Annotated in this window: 13 protein-coding genes and 1 pseudogene; 9 read left to right on the top strand and 5 right to left on the bottom strand. The window is 59.5% G+C overall.

Annotated elements, in window-relative coordinates; genetic code table 11:
• Positions 1 to 706, bottom strand: a pseudogene (locus tag L9Z73_RS14410) (lytic murein transglycosylase); the annotation flags it as partial.
• 213 nt (positions 707 to 919) lie between these two features.
• Between L9Z73_RS14410 and L9Z73_RS14405 the strand changes: the two are divergent.
• A complete protein-coding gene (locus L9Z73_RS14405; RefSeq protein WP_247402014.1) occupies positions 920 to 2839 on the top strand; it encodes an ATP-binding cassette domain-containing protein in 1920 nt (639 codons plus the stop codon).
• 118 nt (positions 2840 to 2957) lie between these two features.
• Here the strand turns inward: L9Z73_RS14405 and L9Z73_RS14400 are convergent, their stop codons facing one another.
• On the bottom strand, positions 2958 to 3395 hold the full coding sequence (locus L9Z73_RS14400) for a universal stress protein (protein ID WP_247402012.1): 438 nt from the start codon (positions 3393 to 3395) through the stop codon (positions 2958 to 2960).
• 105 nt (positions 3396 to 3500) lie between these two features.
• On the opposite strand from L9Z73_RS14400, the gene L9Z73_RS14395 reads away from it, so the two are divergent.
• Positions 3501 to 3938 carry a hypothetical protein gene (locus L9Z73_RS14395; RefSeq protein WP_247402010.1) on the top strand — a complete coding sequence of 146 codons (438 nt, stop codon included), beginning with the start codon at positions 3501 to 3503 and terminating at the stop codon, positions 3936 to 3938.
• A 110-nt stretch (positions 3939 to 4048) separates the two neighbouring features.
• Here the strand turns inward: L9Z73_RS14395 and L9Z73_RS14390 are convergent, their stop codons facing one another.
• Complete coding sequence (locus L9Z73_RS14390) at positions 4049 to 4414, bottom strand: hypothetical protein (protein WP_247402008.1); 366 nt, start codon at positions 4412 to 4414, stop codon at positions 4049 to 4051.
• 17 nt (positions 4415 to 4431) lie between these two features.
• Between L9Z73_RS14390 and fadB the strand changes: the two genes are divergently transcribed.
• The 6 genes from fadB (at position 4432) to L9Z73_RS14360 (ending at position 11914) form a co-directional block, all read left to right on the top strand.
• A complete protein-coding gene (gene fadB, locus L9Z73_RS14385; RefSeq protein ID WP_247402007.1) occupies positions 4432 to 6579 on the top strand; it encodes a fatty acid oxidation complex subunit alpha FadB in 2148 nt (715 codons plus the stop codon).
• Between the two features lie 29 nt (positions 6580 to 6608).
• Positions 6609 to 7784 carry an acetyl-CoA C-acyltransferase FadA gene (gene fadA, locus L9Z73_RS14380; protein WP_247402004.1) on the top strand — a complete coding sequence of 392 codons (1176 nt, stop codon included), beginning with the start codon at positions 6609 to 6611 and terminating at the stop codon, positions 7782 to 7784.
• Between the two features lie 97 nt (positions 7785 to 7881).
• Positions 7882 to 8118, top strand: coding sequence for a DUF1653 domain-containing protein (locus L9Z73_RS14375; protein ID WP_010563748.1), 237 nt, complete (start codon positions 7882 to 7884; stop codon positions 8116 to 8118).
• Between the two features lie 114 nt (positions 8119 to 8232).
• Positions 8233 to 10854, top strand: coding sequence for a type I DNA topoisomerase (gene topA, locus L9Z73_RS14370; RefSeq protein ID WP_247402001.1), 2622 nt, complete (start codon positions 8233 to 8235; stop codon positions 10852 to 10854).
• Positions 10855 to 10980: 126 nt separating this feature from the next.
• Positions 10981 to 11502, top strand: a complete 522-nt coding sequence (locus tag L9Z73_RS14365; RefSeq protein ID WP_247401998.1) for a DUF6586 family protein — start codon at positions 10981 to 10983, stop codon at positions 11500 to 11502.
• Positions 11503 to 11680: 178 nt separating this feature from the next.
• Positions 11681 to 11914: a hypothetical protein gene (locus L9Z73_RS14360; protein WP_053255041.1), complete on the top strand. Its 234-nt coding sequence runs from the start codon at positions 11681 to 11683 to the stop codon at positions 11912 to 11914.
• 118 nt (positions 11915 to 12032) lie between these two features.
• Here L9Z73_RS14360 and sulA read toward each other — a convergent pair whose 3' ends face one another.
• Together sulA and lexA are read right to left on the bottom strand one after the other, a co-directional pair.
• Entirely contained in the window at positions 12033 to 12506 is a 474-nt protein-coding gene (gene sulA / locus L9Z73_RS14355) for an SOS-induced cell division inhibitor SulA (RefSeq protein WP_247401995.1), read from the bottom strand.
• A gap of 10 nt (positions 12507 to 12516) precedes the next feature.
• The gene (lexA, locus tag L9Z73_RS14350) at positions 12517 to 13125 is read right to left on the bottom strand and encodes a transcriptional repressor LexA (RefSeq protein ID WP_247401992.1); all 609 of its coding nucleotides are present in this window, start codon (positions 13123 to 13125) and stop codon (positions 12517 to 12519) included.
• 263 nt (positions 13126 to 13388) lie between these two features.
• Here lexA and L9Z73_RS14345 point away from each other — a divergent pair.
• On the top strand, positions 13389 to 14053 hold a 665-nt coding region (locus L9Z73_RS14345), incomplete at its 3' end, for a TetR/AcrR family transcriptional regulator (protein ID WP_247401990.1).

Raw genomic sequence — 14053 nt, 5'->3', positions numbered from 1 at the left:
CCTCGGTGGCCGGCAGGAAGCGCGAGGGGTCGCTGAGCATCTCGGGCTTTTGCGCCACGTCCACCATCAGGCGGCCTTGGGCGCCGAGGGTCGGCAGGCTTTTCACCAGGCTGTTGGCCAGCGCGTAGTTGCGGGCTTCGGCGGCGAGCTTGGCGCGGTCCCAGATTTTCTGTTCGGTGAGTTGGCCATCTGAGGCCCACTGCGCAAAGGTGGCATCACAGGCCGCCGGTTGGGATTTGCCGGTCAGCCAGAGTTTCTCGGCGGTCTTGTAGCCTTCGGCCTTCAGATTGTGCGTGAGCTGGAACTGGCCATGCAGGCAATCCAGCTCGACGAAATTGAGCTTGGGGTCGTAGTACTTTTCAAAGGTCTGCCAATCGCCACGGTCGGCCAGCCAGCGCAACCAACGCAGCTTCATCCAGTTGGCTTGGGGCAGGTCGCCGTTTTTAGCGAGGAATTGTTCGATTTCCTCGTTGCTGGCGGTCTTCAGGCGGGCGGTCAACTCGTCGTAGGCCAGGTACGGCGTCAGCGGATAATCGGCCAGGGCCTGGCTGTATTGCATGTACGGCCCGGTATCGCCCTTGGCCAGGGCGCGTTTGGCCTCATCGTAATATTGACGTTGGGTGGTGATGTCCACGGCCTGGGCGGATTGAGCGGCAGTGGCGGTAAGAAGCAGACAAGATAAAAAGTTGAAAAGGCGACTGCGCATGAGACGTCCGTGCAGAGAAATCACGACTAGCGCCGGCACTGCCGACACTCATTACCCCTAGCTTAGCCTTTTGCCTGCGGCCGGTGAAAGCTTTGCTGGCCGGTTCGTTCAAGTTCGCCGAAATTGTCCTACAGAACGCGTCAGTAGCGAAAATGCCGGCCGCATCCCACCCTCAACTCAGGTAGAATGCGCGCCCAGTTTTTGGAGAAGCGTATGACCCTGCTCAAATTCAGCGATGTGTCCCTTGCTTTCGGCGCTATGCCGTTGTTGGACAAGGTGTCCTGGCAGATCGCCCGTGGTGAGCGGGTGTGCATCATCGGCCGCAACGGCACCGGTAAATCCAGCATGATGAAGCTGGTAAAGGGCGACCAGAAGCCCGATGAAGGCTCTGTTTGGCGTGCCCCCGGCCTCAAGATTGGTGAATTGCCGCAGGAATTGCCAGTGGCCGACGGACGGACAGTGTTCGACGTGGTCGCCGAAGGCCTCGACGGCGTTGGCGCGTTGCTCGCCCAGTACCATCACCTGGCGCAGAACTGCGTCACCGAAGAAGACCTGGACAAGCTGATGCACGTCCAGCAAGACCTCGAAGCCCGTGACGGCTGGCGCCTGCAGCAACTGGTGGACAGCACCCTGAGCCGCCTGCAACTGCCGGCCGACAAGACCCTCGCCGAATTGTCCGGCGGCTGGCGTCGTCGCGTGCTGCTGGCCCAGGCCCTGGTGTCCGAGCCGGACCTGCTGCTGCTCGACGAACCGACCAACCACCTGGATATCGGTGCGATTGCCTGGCTCGAAGAAGCCCTCAAGGATTTCCAGGGTGCCGTGCTGTTCATCACGCACGACCGGTCCTTCCTGCAGAACCTGGCGACACGCATCCTCGAACTGGACCGTGGTGGCCTGATCGACTGGAACGGCGACTACGCCAGCTTCCTGGTCCACAAGGAGGCCACCCTGGCCGCCGAAGATACCGCCAACGCCTTGTTCGACAAGCGTCTGGCCCAGGAAGAAGTGTGGATTCGCCAGGGCATCAAGGCGCGCCGCACCCGTAACGAAGGCCGTGTACGCGCACTGAAAGCCCTGCGCGTTGAGCGCGGTGAGCGTCGCGAGCGCACCGGCAAGGCCAACATCATGCTGGAAACCGCCGATAAGTCCGGCAAACAGGTGATGGTGCTGGATAACGTCAGCTTCCATCACCCGGACGGTCCGTTCCTGATCAAGGACTTCTCCATGGTCCTGCAGCGCGGCGACCGCATCGGCCTGCTCGGCGCCAACGGCACCGGCAAGACCACGTTGCTCAAGCTGATGCTCAGCGGCCTGCAGCCGACCAGCGGTAAAGTGGAAGAGGGCACGCGCATCGACGTGGCCTACTTCGACCAGTTGCGTCACCAGTTGGACCTGGAAAAAACCGTGATCGACAACGTCGCCGAAGGCCGCGACTTTATCGATATCGACGGCCAGAGCCGCCATGTGCTGAGCTACCTGGGCGACTTCCTGTTCAGCCCGCAGCGCGCCCGAACGCCGGTCAAGGCCTTGTCCGGTGGTGAGCGCGCGCGCTTGCTGCTGGCCAAGCTGTTCAGCAAGCCGGCCAACTTGCTGGTCCTCGACGAACCGACCAACGACCTCGACGTGGAAACCCTCGAGCTGCTGGAAGAGGTCCTGCTGACCTTCAACGGCACCGTACTGATGGTCAGCCACGACCGGGCATTCCTCGACAACGTGGTCACCAGCACCCTGGTCTTCGAAGGTGAAGGCAAGGTGCGCGAGTACGTCGGTGGTTACCAGGACTGGCTGCGCCAGGGCGGCTCGCCGCGTCTGCTGGGTGTGACCGAGAGCAAGTCCGGCAAGGCCGACTTGACCTCCGCCGTCGTGGCCCCTGCGGCCGCCGCTGCACCGGCTGCGGAAGCCGCGCCTGCCGCGAAGAAGAAACTCAGCTACAAACTGCAGCGTGAGCTGGAAGCCTTGCCGGGTGACATCGACGCCAAGGAACAGCAGATCGCCGCGGTCGAAGCGGAAATGGCTGACGCGGGTTTTTACCTGCGTCCGGCGGCCGAAACCGCCAAGGTCATCGCGTCCCTGGAAACATTGAACCAGGAGCTGGAAGGGTTGGTTGAGCGTTGGGCCGAGCTGGATGCCTGATTGATTCCAATGCATTAAAAAACCCGGTGTTCATCTGATGAACACCGGGTTTTTTATAGGAGATGAGTTCAAATGTGGGAGCAAGCAAGCCCCCTCCCACATTGGATCTCCATCGGTCTTACGAGCTTTTTACCAGCTTCACCGCCAGCACATCGCACGGTGCGCCGTGCAGTACGTCATTGGCGGTGGAACCCAACAGCAATGCCAGCCCGTGACGGCCATGGCTGCCGACGACGATCAGGTCGCAGCCCTGTTCCTTGGCCAGGTGATGGATTTCCTGGCGCGGCTGACCATAGGTCAGGTGGCTCTGATCTTTTTTCAGGCTCGGGTACTTGGCGATCAGGCGCTCAAGGCGTTCCTTGGCTTGATCGAATTGCTGCTGTTGCAATTGAGACAGGTCCATCGGCACGTCGCCGCCAAAGGCCATGGCCATCGGTTCGACGATGTGCACCAGGGACAGCTTCGCAGTGTCGCCAGCCAGATCCACGGCGCGCTTGATCACTGGATCGCACTCTTCGGTCAGGTCGACGGCGACCAGAATATGTTCGTATGACATGGGGCGTTCCTCCAGGGGACTGCAATAAGTTCAGTATGGCTGCTTTCAGGCGGATGGGGTTGCGTCAGGTCAAATCCGCTCATCTAGAAATTCGGGAGTACACATATGACGGTCTGGATAGTGGTGTCAATCCTCGCGGTGGTTTTGAGCCCCCTGGCATGGCTGCGCCCGTCGCGTCATCAGAGCGGGCGCATGGCCCTGCGCATGGAGGCGCGCCGTATGGGCCTGGCGATGCAACTGTCGCCTCAGGAATGGCCGCACTGGCTCAAGCAGGAGCCACCGAGCCCGTGTGCGCAATACCACCGGCCACGACGCGGCAAGGTCCCTGCGCTATGGAGTTACTGGCAGTTGGAGCCTGGGGTGTGGGTCAATCAATGGCAGGAACCGTGCGTGGATGAGAAGTTGTTGGCGCATTTTGCGACGCTGCCGGCCAACGTCTACAAAGTCGAGGCGGACCGGCAAATGATCGCATTGTGCTGGGGCGAGAAGGGCGAGGTGAGTGATCTGCAGGCCATTGACACGTTGCTCAAGGCCCTGGCCTGAACGCCGGACAATAAAAAGCCCGACATCATCATCGGGCGGGGTTGGCCAGGCAGGCCGGTAACTCTGCGTGTTCCACGCCGGGTATTCATCCAGGCGCTTTGACTATTCTTTCATGGCTGCCGCAAGCCTAGCCGGATATCCGGATCTGTACAGCCATTTTCAACATCGTGTTGATTATTGATTTTGTGAATAATTGAATATTGGCGAGGCATGTGGTGCGGGTTGGGGTTCTGAAATGACTGGAAAGTCGCGTTTTTCCTAGCGCTTTCGAGCGATTGACAATTGCCCGGAATTGGATGAAGGTGGCGTACCCAAATCAAACGGGCGTATGAATTGAGCGTTTGTCTGTCAGATGTCTCATACAGAATCCCGACTATCGCATTGGCGGGTGTGCCTGGCGCATTGGGGTGAGCATTGACGAAATTTTCAATGTCCATCCAGAGGCCAGCGTCCAATGTGTACTGTTCAGCTTCCATATCGTGGAGATCAGTTGATGATTTACGAAGGTAAAGCCATCACGGTTAAGGCTCTTGAAAGTGGCATCGTCGAACTGAAATTCGACCTCAAGGGTGAGTCCGTCAACAAGTTCAACCGTCTAACCCTGAACGAACTGCGTCAGGCCGTAGACGCCATCAAAGCAGATGCTTCGGTCAAGGGCGTGATCGTCTCCAGCGGCAAGGACGTGTTTATCGTCGGCGCCGACATCACCGAATTCGTCGAGAGCTTCAAGCTGCCCGATGCCGAGCTGGTGGCTGGCAACCTCGAAGCCAACAAGATTTTCAGCGATTTCGAAGACCTCAACGTGCCGACCGTTGCCGCGATCAACGGCATCGCGCTGGGCGGCGGCCTGGAAATGTGCCTGGCCGCGGATTTCCGCGTCATGTCGGCCACTGCGAAAATCGGCCTGCCAGAAGTCAAGTTGGGCATCTACCCAGGCTTCGGCGGCACCGTGCGCCTGCCGCGCATCATCGGTGCCGATAACGCCATCGAGTGGATCGCCTCCGGCAAGGAAAACAAGGCTGAAGACGCGATGAAAGTCGGTGCTGTCGATGCCGTGGTTGCTCCGGACAAACTCGCCGAAGCGGCACTGAACCTGATCAAGGGCGCCATCAACGGCGAATTTGACTACAAGGCCAAGCGTCAGCCGAAGCTGGAAAAACTCAAGCTCAACGCCATCGAACAAATGATGGCGTTCGAAACCGCCAAAGGTTTCGTGGCCGGCCAGGCCGGCCCGAACTACCCGGCACCGGTTGAAGCGATCAAGACCATCCAGAAAGCCGCGAACTTCGGTCGCGACAAAGCCCTGGAAGTGGAAGCGGCGGGTTTCGTCAAACTGGCCAAGACCTCTGCTGCCCGCAGCCTGATCGGCTTATTCCTGAACGATCAGGAACTGAAGAAAAAAGCCAAGGCCTACGATGAAGTCGCCAAAGACGTGAAACAGGCCGCCGTACTCGGCGCCGGTATCATGGGCGGCGGTATTGCCTATCAGTCGGCGTCCAAAGGCACGCCGATCCTGATGAAAGACATCAACGAGCACGGCATCGAGCAGGGCCTGGCAGAAGCGGCCAAGCTGCTGGTGGGTCGCGTTGATAAAGGTCGCATGACCGCTGCGAAAATGGCTGAAGTGCTCAACGGCATTCGTCCTACCCTGTCCTACGGCGATTTCGGCCACGTCGATCTGGTGGTCGAAGCGGTTGTCGAAAACCCGAAGGTCAAGCAAGCGGTGCTGGCTGAAGTGGAGGCCCATGTTAAAGACGACACTATCCTGGCGTCCAACACCTCGACCATTTCCATCACGCTGCTGGCCAAGGCCCTTAAGCGTCCGGAAAACTTCGTCGGCATGCACTTCTTCAACCCGGTACACATGATGCCGCTGGTGGAAGTGATCCGTGGCGAGAAGTCCAGCGAACTGGCCGTCGCCACCACCGTTGCCTACGCCAAGAAAATGGGCAAGAACCCGATCGTGGTCAACGACTGCCCGGGCTTCCTGGTCAACCGCGTGCTGTTCCCGTACTTCGGTGGTTTCGCCAAGCTGGTCAGCGCCGGTGTGGACTTTGTGCGTATCGACAAGGTCATGGAAAAATTCGGCTGGCCCATGGGCCCGGCGTACCTGATGGACGTGGTCGGCATCGACACCGGCCACCATGGCCGCGACGTGATGGCTGAAGGCTTCCCGGACCGCATGAAAGACGACCGCCGCTCGGCGATCGACGCGCTCTACGAGGCCAAGCGCCTGGGCCAGAAGAACGGCAAGGGTTTCTACGCCTACGAGACCGACAAGAAGGGCAAGCAGAAGAAAGTGGCCGACCCGTCGGTTCACGAAGTACTCGCGCCGGTCATCTACGAGCAGCGTGAGGTGTCCGACGAGGACATCATCAACTGGATGATGATCGCCCTGTGCCTGGAAACCGTGCGTTGCCTGGAAGACGGCATCGTTGAAACCGCCGCCGAAGCCGACATGGGCCTGGTGTACGGTATTGGTTTCCCTCCATTCCGTGGCGGTGCGCTGCGTTACATCGACTCGATCGGTGTGGCCGAGTTCGTTGCCCTGGCTGATCAATACGCTGATTTGGGCCCGCTGTACCACCCGACCGCGAAGCTGCGTGAGATGGCCAAGAATGGCCAGAGCTTCTTCGGTTAAGCGTCCCATACACTTGAGCGAGAATATTTATGAGCTTGAATCCAAGAGACGTCGTGATTGTCGACTTCGGTCGCACGCCGATGGGCCGCTCCAAGGGCGGCATGCACCGCAACACCCGCGCCGAAGACATGTCGGCGCACCTGATCAGCAAATTGCTGGAGCGTAACGTCAAGGTCGACCCGAACGAAGTCGAAGACGTGATCTGGGGGTGCGTCAACCAGACCCTGGAGCAGGGCTGGAACATCGCCCGCATGGCCTCCTTGCTGACCCAGATCCCGCACACCGCGGCCGCCCAGACCGTCAGCCGCCTGTGTGGCTCGTCGATGAGCGCACTGCACACGGCCGCCCAGGCGATCATGACCGGCAACGGTGATGTATTCGTGATCGGTGGCGTGGAGCACATGGGCCACGTCAGCATGATGCACGGCGTCGACCCTAACCCGCACATGTCACTGTACGCGGCAAAAGCCTCGGGCATGATGGGCCTCACCGCGGAAATGCTCGGCAAGATGCACGGCATTACCCGCGAAGCCCAGGACGCGTTCGCCGTGCGCTCCCACCAACTCGCCCACAAGGCGACCGTGGAAGGCAAGTTCAAGGATGAAATCATCCCGATGAACGGCTACGACGAGAACGGTTTCCTGAAACTGTTCGACTACGACGAAACCATTCGTCCGGATACCACCCTGGAAAGCCTGGCCGCCTTGAAACCGGCGTTCAATCCAAAGGGTGGCACCGTGACAGCGGGTACTTCGTCGCAAATCACCGACGGTGCCTCGTGCATGATCGTGATGTCGGCGCAGCGTGCCCAGGACCTGGGGATCCAGCCGATGGCGGTGATTCGTTCGATGGCCTTAGCGGGTGTGGACCCGGCGATCATGGGCTATGGTCCAGTACCGGCTACACAAAAAGCCTTGAAGCGCGCAGGTCTGACTATCGCCGATATCGACTTCTTCGAGCTCAACGAAGCGTTCGCTGCACAGGCCCTGCCAGTGCTGAAAGATTTGAAAGTGCTCGACAAGATGAACGAGAAGGTTAACCTGCACGGCGGCGCGATTGCCCTGGGCCACCCGTTCGGTTGCTCCGGTGCGCGTATCTCCGGCACTTTGCTCAACGTGATGAAGCAAAATGGCGGCAACCTTGGGGTTGCAACCATGTGCATTGGTCTCGGCCAAGGCATTTCCACCGTCTTCGAACGCCTCTAAGCGTTTAGTTGACGGAAGCCGGGGCCCAGTGCCCCGGTTTTTGTTTTTCGGTATTTTTATTATTTTTTTTTAACAAAATTTGTAAGGCGGCCAGAGCATGAAAGTCGAACCAGGGCTCTACCAACATTATAAAGGTCCGCAGTACCGCGTTTTTAATGTGGCGCGGCACTCCGAGACCGAAGAAGAAGTGGTGTTCTACCAAGCACTGTATGGCGATTACGGCTTTTGGGTGCGCCCTTTGAGCATGTTCCTCGAATCCGTCGAAGTTGACGGCGAACAGGTCCCGCGCTTTGCTTTGGTACAGGCCGAACCCAGTCTTTTTTCAGGGCAATAACGGCAGGCCGCGCAGAATGCTGCGCTTGACCTCACCCTGTTGCCACTATATATAGCGTTGCCGCGTCAGGCGCCAACTGCCTTTCACTTCTCGAATTCAGGAATTTTCCGATCCATGGGCAAATCGCTGGTCATTGTGGAATCCCCGGCTAAGGCCAAGACCATCAACAAGTACTTGGGCAACGAGTACGTGGTGAAGTCGAGTATCGGCCATATCCGAGACCTGCCCACCAGCGGTTCGGCTAGCGCCAGCAAGGAGCCAGCCGCCAAGCGCGGCAAGGCGGCTGCGGGCGAAGGTCCGGTACTCACGCCTAAAGAGAAAGCGCGCAAGCAACTGGTCTCGCGCATGGGTGTGGACCCGGAACATGGCTGGAAGGCCAAGTACGAAATCCTTCCGGGCAAGGAAAAGGTCATCGAAGAGCTGCGCCGGCTCGCCAAAGATGCCGACACCATCTATCTCGCAACGGACTTGGACCGCGAAGGGGAAGCCATTGCCTGGCACCTGCGGGAAGCCATCGGCGGCGATGACAGCCGCTACAAGCGTGTGGTGTTCAACGAAATCACCAAGAAAGCCATCCAGGAAGCCTTCTCCAAGCCGGGCGAACTGGATATCGACCGTGTCAACGCCCAGCAGGCCCGTCGTTTCCTCGACCGCGTCGTGGGTTACATGGTTTCGCCACTGCTGTGGGCCAAGATTGCCCGTGGCCTGTCCGCCGGCCGTGTGCAATCGGTAGCGGTCAAGCTGGTGGTAGAGCGTGAGCGTGAAATTCGTGCGTTCAACCCCGAAGAGTATTGGGAAGTCCACGCGGACCTCGGTACCGCCAAGGGCAACAATGTGCGTTTCGAAGTGGCCCGTGAGAAAGGCGAGGCCTTCAAACCGCTGAACGAAACCCAGGCCATGGCTGCGCTGGAGAAGCTCAAGTCTTCCAGCTACAGCATCGTCAAGCGCGAAGACAAACCGACCAGCAGCAAGCCGTCGGCGCCGTTCATCACGTCCACCCTGCAACAGGCCGCCAGTAACCGCCTGGGCTTCGGCGTGAAGAAAACCATGATGATGGCCCAGCGTCTTTACGAAGCCGGCTACATCACCTATATGCGTACCGACTCCACCAACCTGTCGCAAGACGCGGTGGCGATGGCGCGCACTTATATTGAAAGCGAGTTCGGCAAGAAGTACCTGCCGGAAAACCCGAACGTCTACAGCAGCAAAGAAGGCGCCCAAGAGGCTCACGAAGCGATTCGTCCTTCCGACGCCAACACCGAGCCGAGTAAGCTGACCGGCATGGAACGTGACGCTGAGCGTCTCTACGAGCTCATCTGGCGCCAGTTCCTGGCCTGCCAGATGCTGCCGGCGCAGTACCTGTCCACCACCGTCAGTGTGGGCGCAGGCGACTTCGAGCTGCGTGCCAAAGGCCGTATCCTCAAGTTCGACGGCTACACCCGCGTGATGCCGCAAATCGCCAAGCCAGGCGACGACGATGTGCTGCCGGACATGGCCCAGGGCGACACGTTGAAGCTGATCAAGCTCGACCCGTCCCAGCATTTCACCAAGCCGCCGGCGCGTTATTCGGAAGCCAGCCTTGTGAAGGAAATGGAGAAACGCGGTATCGGTCGTCCTTCGACCTATGCGGCGATCATTTCCACCATCCAGGACCGTGGCTACGTGGCGCTGCACAACCGTCGTTTCTATTCGGAAAAGATGGGCGACATCGTCACCGAGCGTCTGTCCGAGAGTTTCTCCAACCTGATGGACTACGGCTTCACCGCCGGCATGGAAGAGAACCTCGACGACGTGGCCCACGGCGAGCGTGACTGGAAGAACGTACTCGACGAGTTCTACGGCGACTTCAAGAAGAAGCTCGAAGTGGCCGAAAGCCCGGACAGCGGCATGCGTGCCAACCAGCCGGTGATGACCGACATCCCGTGCCTGACCTGCGGCCGGCCGATGCAGATTCGTACCGCGTCCACCGGCGTATTCCTCGGTTGCTCGGGCTACAGCCTGCCGCCGAAAGAACGCTGCAAGGCCACCGTCAACCTGGTGCCGGGCGATGAAATCGCCGCCGACGACGAGGGTGAATCCGAATCGCTGGTCCTGCGTGGCAAGCACCGTTGCCCGATCTGCAGCACGGCGATGGATGCCTACCTGTTGGACGAGAAGCACAAGTTGCACATCTGCGGTAACAACCCGGATTGCGACGGCTACGAGATCGAAGAGGGCAGCTACCGCATCAAGGGCTACGAAGGCCCGAGCCTGGAATGTGACAAGTGCGGCAGCGAGATGCAGCTCAAGACCGGCCGTTTCGGCAAGTTCTTCGGTTGCACCAACCCGACGTGCAAGAACACCCGCAAACTGCTGAAAAGCGGTGATGCGGCGCCGCCGAAGATGGACCCGGTGAAGATGCCCGAGCTCAAGTGCGAGAAGGTCAACGACACCTACATCCTGCGTGATGGCGCTTCGGGGCTGTTCCTGGCTGCCAGCCAGTTCCCGAAAAACCGCGAGACCCGTGCGCCGCTGGTGCTGGAGATCGTGCCGCACAAGGATGAGATCGATCCGAAGTACCACTTCCTGTGTGAAGCGCCGAAGAAGGACCCGGACGGTCGCCCGGCCGTGATCCGCTACAGCCGCAAGACCAAGGAACAGTACGTTCAGTCCGAAGTGGACGGTAAACCTACCGGTTGGAAGGCGTTCTACGACGGCGGCAAGTGGAAGGTCGAGGACAAGCGCCAGGGCGCTTGATCCGTTAAGCTGCGAAAAACAAAGGCCGCCTGCCCAGGCGGCCTTTTTTTGCCCTTGCAGTGGGGTCGGCTGATCCGTGACACTGTTGAGCCAGCATCACGTCTATTCGTTGTGGAGATTGCCGTCATGGCCAACGAACTCTATACCCGTACCAATCAGAAAATTTACTTCGCGGGTTTGTCCCTGGAAGCCCTTGGCCGCGCCGAGGCAGGGAAGGAGATGAACGCCATCGCGCTGGTCCAGGCGGGACGTGAGGCGGCCTTGTTTCACCTCTACGGCGCCTTGCTGGGGTTGTGTCATGAAATCGCCGGGTTCTACCGTTTACCCCAGGCCGGTTCGCCGCGTGCGGAAATGATCATGAATCGCGAAGTGCTGGACAGCATGGCGATTCCTGAGCTCGCCGAGCTGGTGGAAATGGCGCAAAGCCCCGACAGTTGGGTCGCGCGCCTGCTCAAAGCGCATGCCGATATGTTCCAGCCGCCGCGTGTTCCTCATGTCCCCAAGGGCGATGTGACCCAGCCGTTGATCGTGGCGCTGGCGCTGGAAGAGGATGAACCGAAGCCGTTGAGCCGCGAAGAGCTGGAAGGCTGGCGCCAAGAGCTGAAAAAGATGGCGCTGCGTTTTCGCGAAGGTTTGAACGAGTGCTGAGCTAAGTTATCTGCCAATTGCTCTGGGCAATGTGGGAGCAGGCAAGCCAGCTCCCACCGCGGCAGCGGTGATCCAAAGGACACCATTCATCCAGCCGTAAAGAAACCTCGCCAGATCCTCTGCGAGGCCCGGCAGATGACTGATATAATCCCCCGCCTTTCGTGGAGAATAGACTTTTATGCCGACGTCCTTTCTGGAAATTGTTGAATTGCCTGACGGCCGAATCGAGCTGCGCCGGGCTGAGGACGAGGGTTCTCTGGTTATCTTGGACTTTTCCGAGGACGCCAAGGCGTTCCTGCAAGGCCAGCACGTGGAAGTGGCAAAAGCCATGTTGAGCGTTGGTGTGCAGATGGCTGGCCGCCTGGCGGAAGGCGAACCGGAGAAGGACGACGGTCCACGGGTTCTGCACTGAGTCTCGCTGGTCGCTTTTTTTGGCTGTATGTTGCAGATCGGCTTCTCAGCCTGAAGAAGCCTCGCGTCGATCGCGGGCACTGACCAAGGTCAGCTAGCCGCGAGTCTGACTGTTGCATTTACCCCAAACGAATATTCAAGCTCTGTGCATCGCCAGTGCGCGCGGCACTGATCAACTGCTGCTTGGCGTTGGCATTCAGCGGGTTCAACCAGCTCACGACCGTATGGCTGCGGCCCAGGCGCAGGGCTTCGCAGGTCAACTGCTGCGCGCTTTGCGCTCCGCGTGGTTGTAGCAACAGGATGCGTTCTCGGTTGAGACCGGCGTCCCGCAGCCAGGTCTGGGTCAGGCTGGCGGGCGGGGCGATCAGCGTCAACCAGCGTGCATCCTGTTCTTGGCTCAGTTCGCGAAGGATCGGCGCCAGCAGGCTCAGGCAGCTCCCGGCCGCACCGCGCAACGACAGTTCACTGAACGCCTCAGGCTCGGCGCTCCAGGGCGCCTCGACCGTTTCCTTGAGGATGGGCGCAAGGGGTTGGGCCATAAAGGCCTCGAACAGCGACAGTTGTGTGTGTTGGGGTGTGTGCACGAGCTGCATGATGCCTCCTTTAGCGGCGAATGACGCCGACGCTCAGGCCTTCGATCACCAGGTCCTGGTCTTTCAGGTTGACTTCAATCGGGGCGAACTCAGGGTTCTCGGCCAGGAGCCAGACCTTGCTGCCTTCGCGCTTGAAGCGTTTGACGGTGACTTCGTCGCCGATACGGGCGACGACGATCTGGCCATTACGGGCTTCGCGAGTGGTGTGGACAGCCAACAGGTCTCCGTCGAAAATGCCCACGTCCTTCATGCTCATGCCATGGACCCGCAACAGGTAGTCGGCGCGAGGATGGAAGAAGGTCGGGTTGATGTTGCAGGACTCCTCGACGTGCTGCTGCGCCAGGATCGGCGCACCGGCAGCGACGCGGCCGATGATCGGCAGGGTCGATTCGTCGGCCTTGGCTTCGAAACCGGGGATACGAATGCCCCGCGAAGCGCCCGGGGTCATCTCGATCGCGCCTTTGCGAGCGAGGGCCTTGAGGTGTTCTTCGGCGGCGTTGGGGGATTTGAACCCCAGTTCCAGCGCAATTTCCGCGCGCGTCGGCGGGTAGCCGTTGTCGTCGAGGCAGCGCTTGATAAAAGCCAGAATCTCAGCTTGGCGTGGCGTCAGTTTTATCATGTTGATCGCTCTGTCTTTTTATACAGTGACTGGGATTATATACAGTGAACTGCGCTTGGCAATCATCCTTTTTTTAGCGTCCGCTGGACGGTCATTTGTTATCTCTCCTACAAGGTAGAGATAGCGCTGCCTACAGAGTTGAAAGGATGTGATTAAATAGCGCTCAAATAGATGACTGCCCGGCCGGAAAGCGAACCCGCAGGCTTGACAAGACACAACCTGAAACGTATGTTTCAAACAAGTGTTTGTCAGGCGGAGTAGCCATGGCCCAGTCGGAAACCGTTGAACGCATTCTCGATGCTGCCGAGCAATTGTTCGCGGAAAAAGGATTTGCTGAAACTTCATTGCGGCTGATCACCAGCAAGGCCGGGGTCAACCTCGCCGCCGTGAACTACCATTTCGGCTCGAAAAAAGCCCTGATCCAGGCGGTCTTCTCGCGTTTCCTAGGGCCGTTCTGTGCGAGTCTCGACCGTGAACTCGAGCGCCGCCAGGCCAAGGCTGACCATAAGCCAAGCCTTGAAGAACTGCTGGAAATCCTCGTTGAGCAAGCGCTGGTGGTACAGCCCCGCAGCGGCAACGACCTGTCGATCTTCATGCGCCTGTTGGGCCTGGCGTTCAGCCAGAGCCAGGGCCACCTGCGGCGTTACCTGGAAGACATGTACGGCAAGGTATTCCGCCGCTATATGTTGCTGGTCAACGAAGCCGCCCCGCGCATCCCGCCGATCGAATTGTTCTGGCGCGTGCACTTCATGCTCGGTGCAGCGGCATTCAGTATGTCCGGGATCAAAGCGTTGCGGGCAATTGCCGAGACTGACTTTGGCGTCAACACCTCCATCGAACAGGTGATGCGCCTGATGGTGCCGTTCCTCGCTGCGGGCATGCGCGCCGAAACCGGCGTGACCGACCAGGCCATGGCCGCCGCCCAATT

The organism is Pseudomonas emilianonis (assembly GCF_023072625.1).
In the GTDB taxonomy this organism is placed as follows: domain Bacteria; phylum Pseudomonadota; class Gammaproteobacteria; order Pseudomonadales; family Pseudomonadaceae; genus Aquipseudomonas; species Aquipseudomonas paraveronii.
The sequence above is the reverse complement of the archived record's forward strand: the minus strand, read 5'-3'. Positions and strand labels throughout refer to the sequence as shown.

What these genes read in the sequence shown, in the direction of transcription:
- L9Z73_RS14405 (WP_247402014.1), top strand. Translation starts at nt 920, where the DNA reads ATGACCCTGCTCAAATTCAGCGATGTGTCCCTTGCTTTCGGCGCTATG.
- L9Z73_RS14400 (WP_247402012.1), bottom strand. Translation starts at nt 3,395, where the DNA reads ATGTCATACGAACATATTCTGGTCGCCGTCGACCTGACCGAAGAGTGC.
- sulA (WP_247401995.1), bottom strand. Translation starts at nt 12,506, where the DNA reads ATGCAGCTCGTGCACACACCCCAACACACACAACTGTCGCTGTTCGAG.
- L9Z73_RS14395 (WP_247402010.1), top strand. Translation starts at nt 3,501, where the DNA reads ATGACGGTCTGGATAGTGGTGTCAATCCTCGCGGTGGTTTTGAGCCCC.
- topA (WP_247402001.1), top strand. Translation starts at nt 8,233, where the DNA reads ATGGGCAAATCGCTGGTCATTGTGGAATCCCCGGCTAAGGCCAAGACC.
- fadB (WP_247402007.1), top strand. Translation starts at nt 4,432, where the DNA reads ATGATTTACGAAGGTAAAGCCATCACGGTTAAGGCTCTTGAAAGTGGC.
- lexA (WP_247401992.1), bottom strand. Translation starts at nt 13,125, where the DNA reads ATGATAAAACTGACGCCACGCCAAGCTGAGATTCTGGCTTTTATCAAG.
- L9Z73_RS14365 (WP_247401998.1), top strand. Translation starts at nt 10,981, where the DNA reads ATGGCCAACGAACTCTATACCCGTACCAATCAGAAAATTTACTTCGCG.
- L9Z73_RS14375 (WP_010563748.1), top strand. Translation starts at nt 7,882, where the DNA reads ATGAAAGTCGAACCAGGGCTCTACCAACATTATAAAGGTCCGCAGTAC.
- fadA (WP_247402004.1), top strand. Translation starts at nt 6,609, where the DNA reads ATGAGCTTGAATCCAAGAGACGTCGTGATTGTCGACTTCGGTCGCACG.
- L9Z73_RS14360 (WP_053255041.1), top strand. Translation starts at nt 11,681, where the DNA reads ATGCCGACGTCCTTTCTGGAAATTGTTGAATTGCCTGACGGCCGAATC.
- L9Z73_RS14390 (WP_247402008.1), bottom strand. Translation starts at nt 4,414, where the DNA reads ATGGAAGCTGAACAGTACACATTGGACGCTGGCCTCTGGATGGACATT.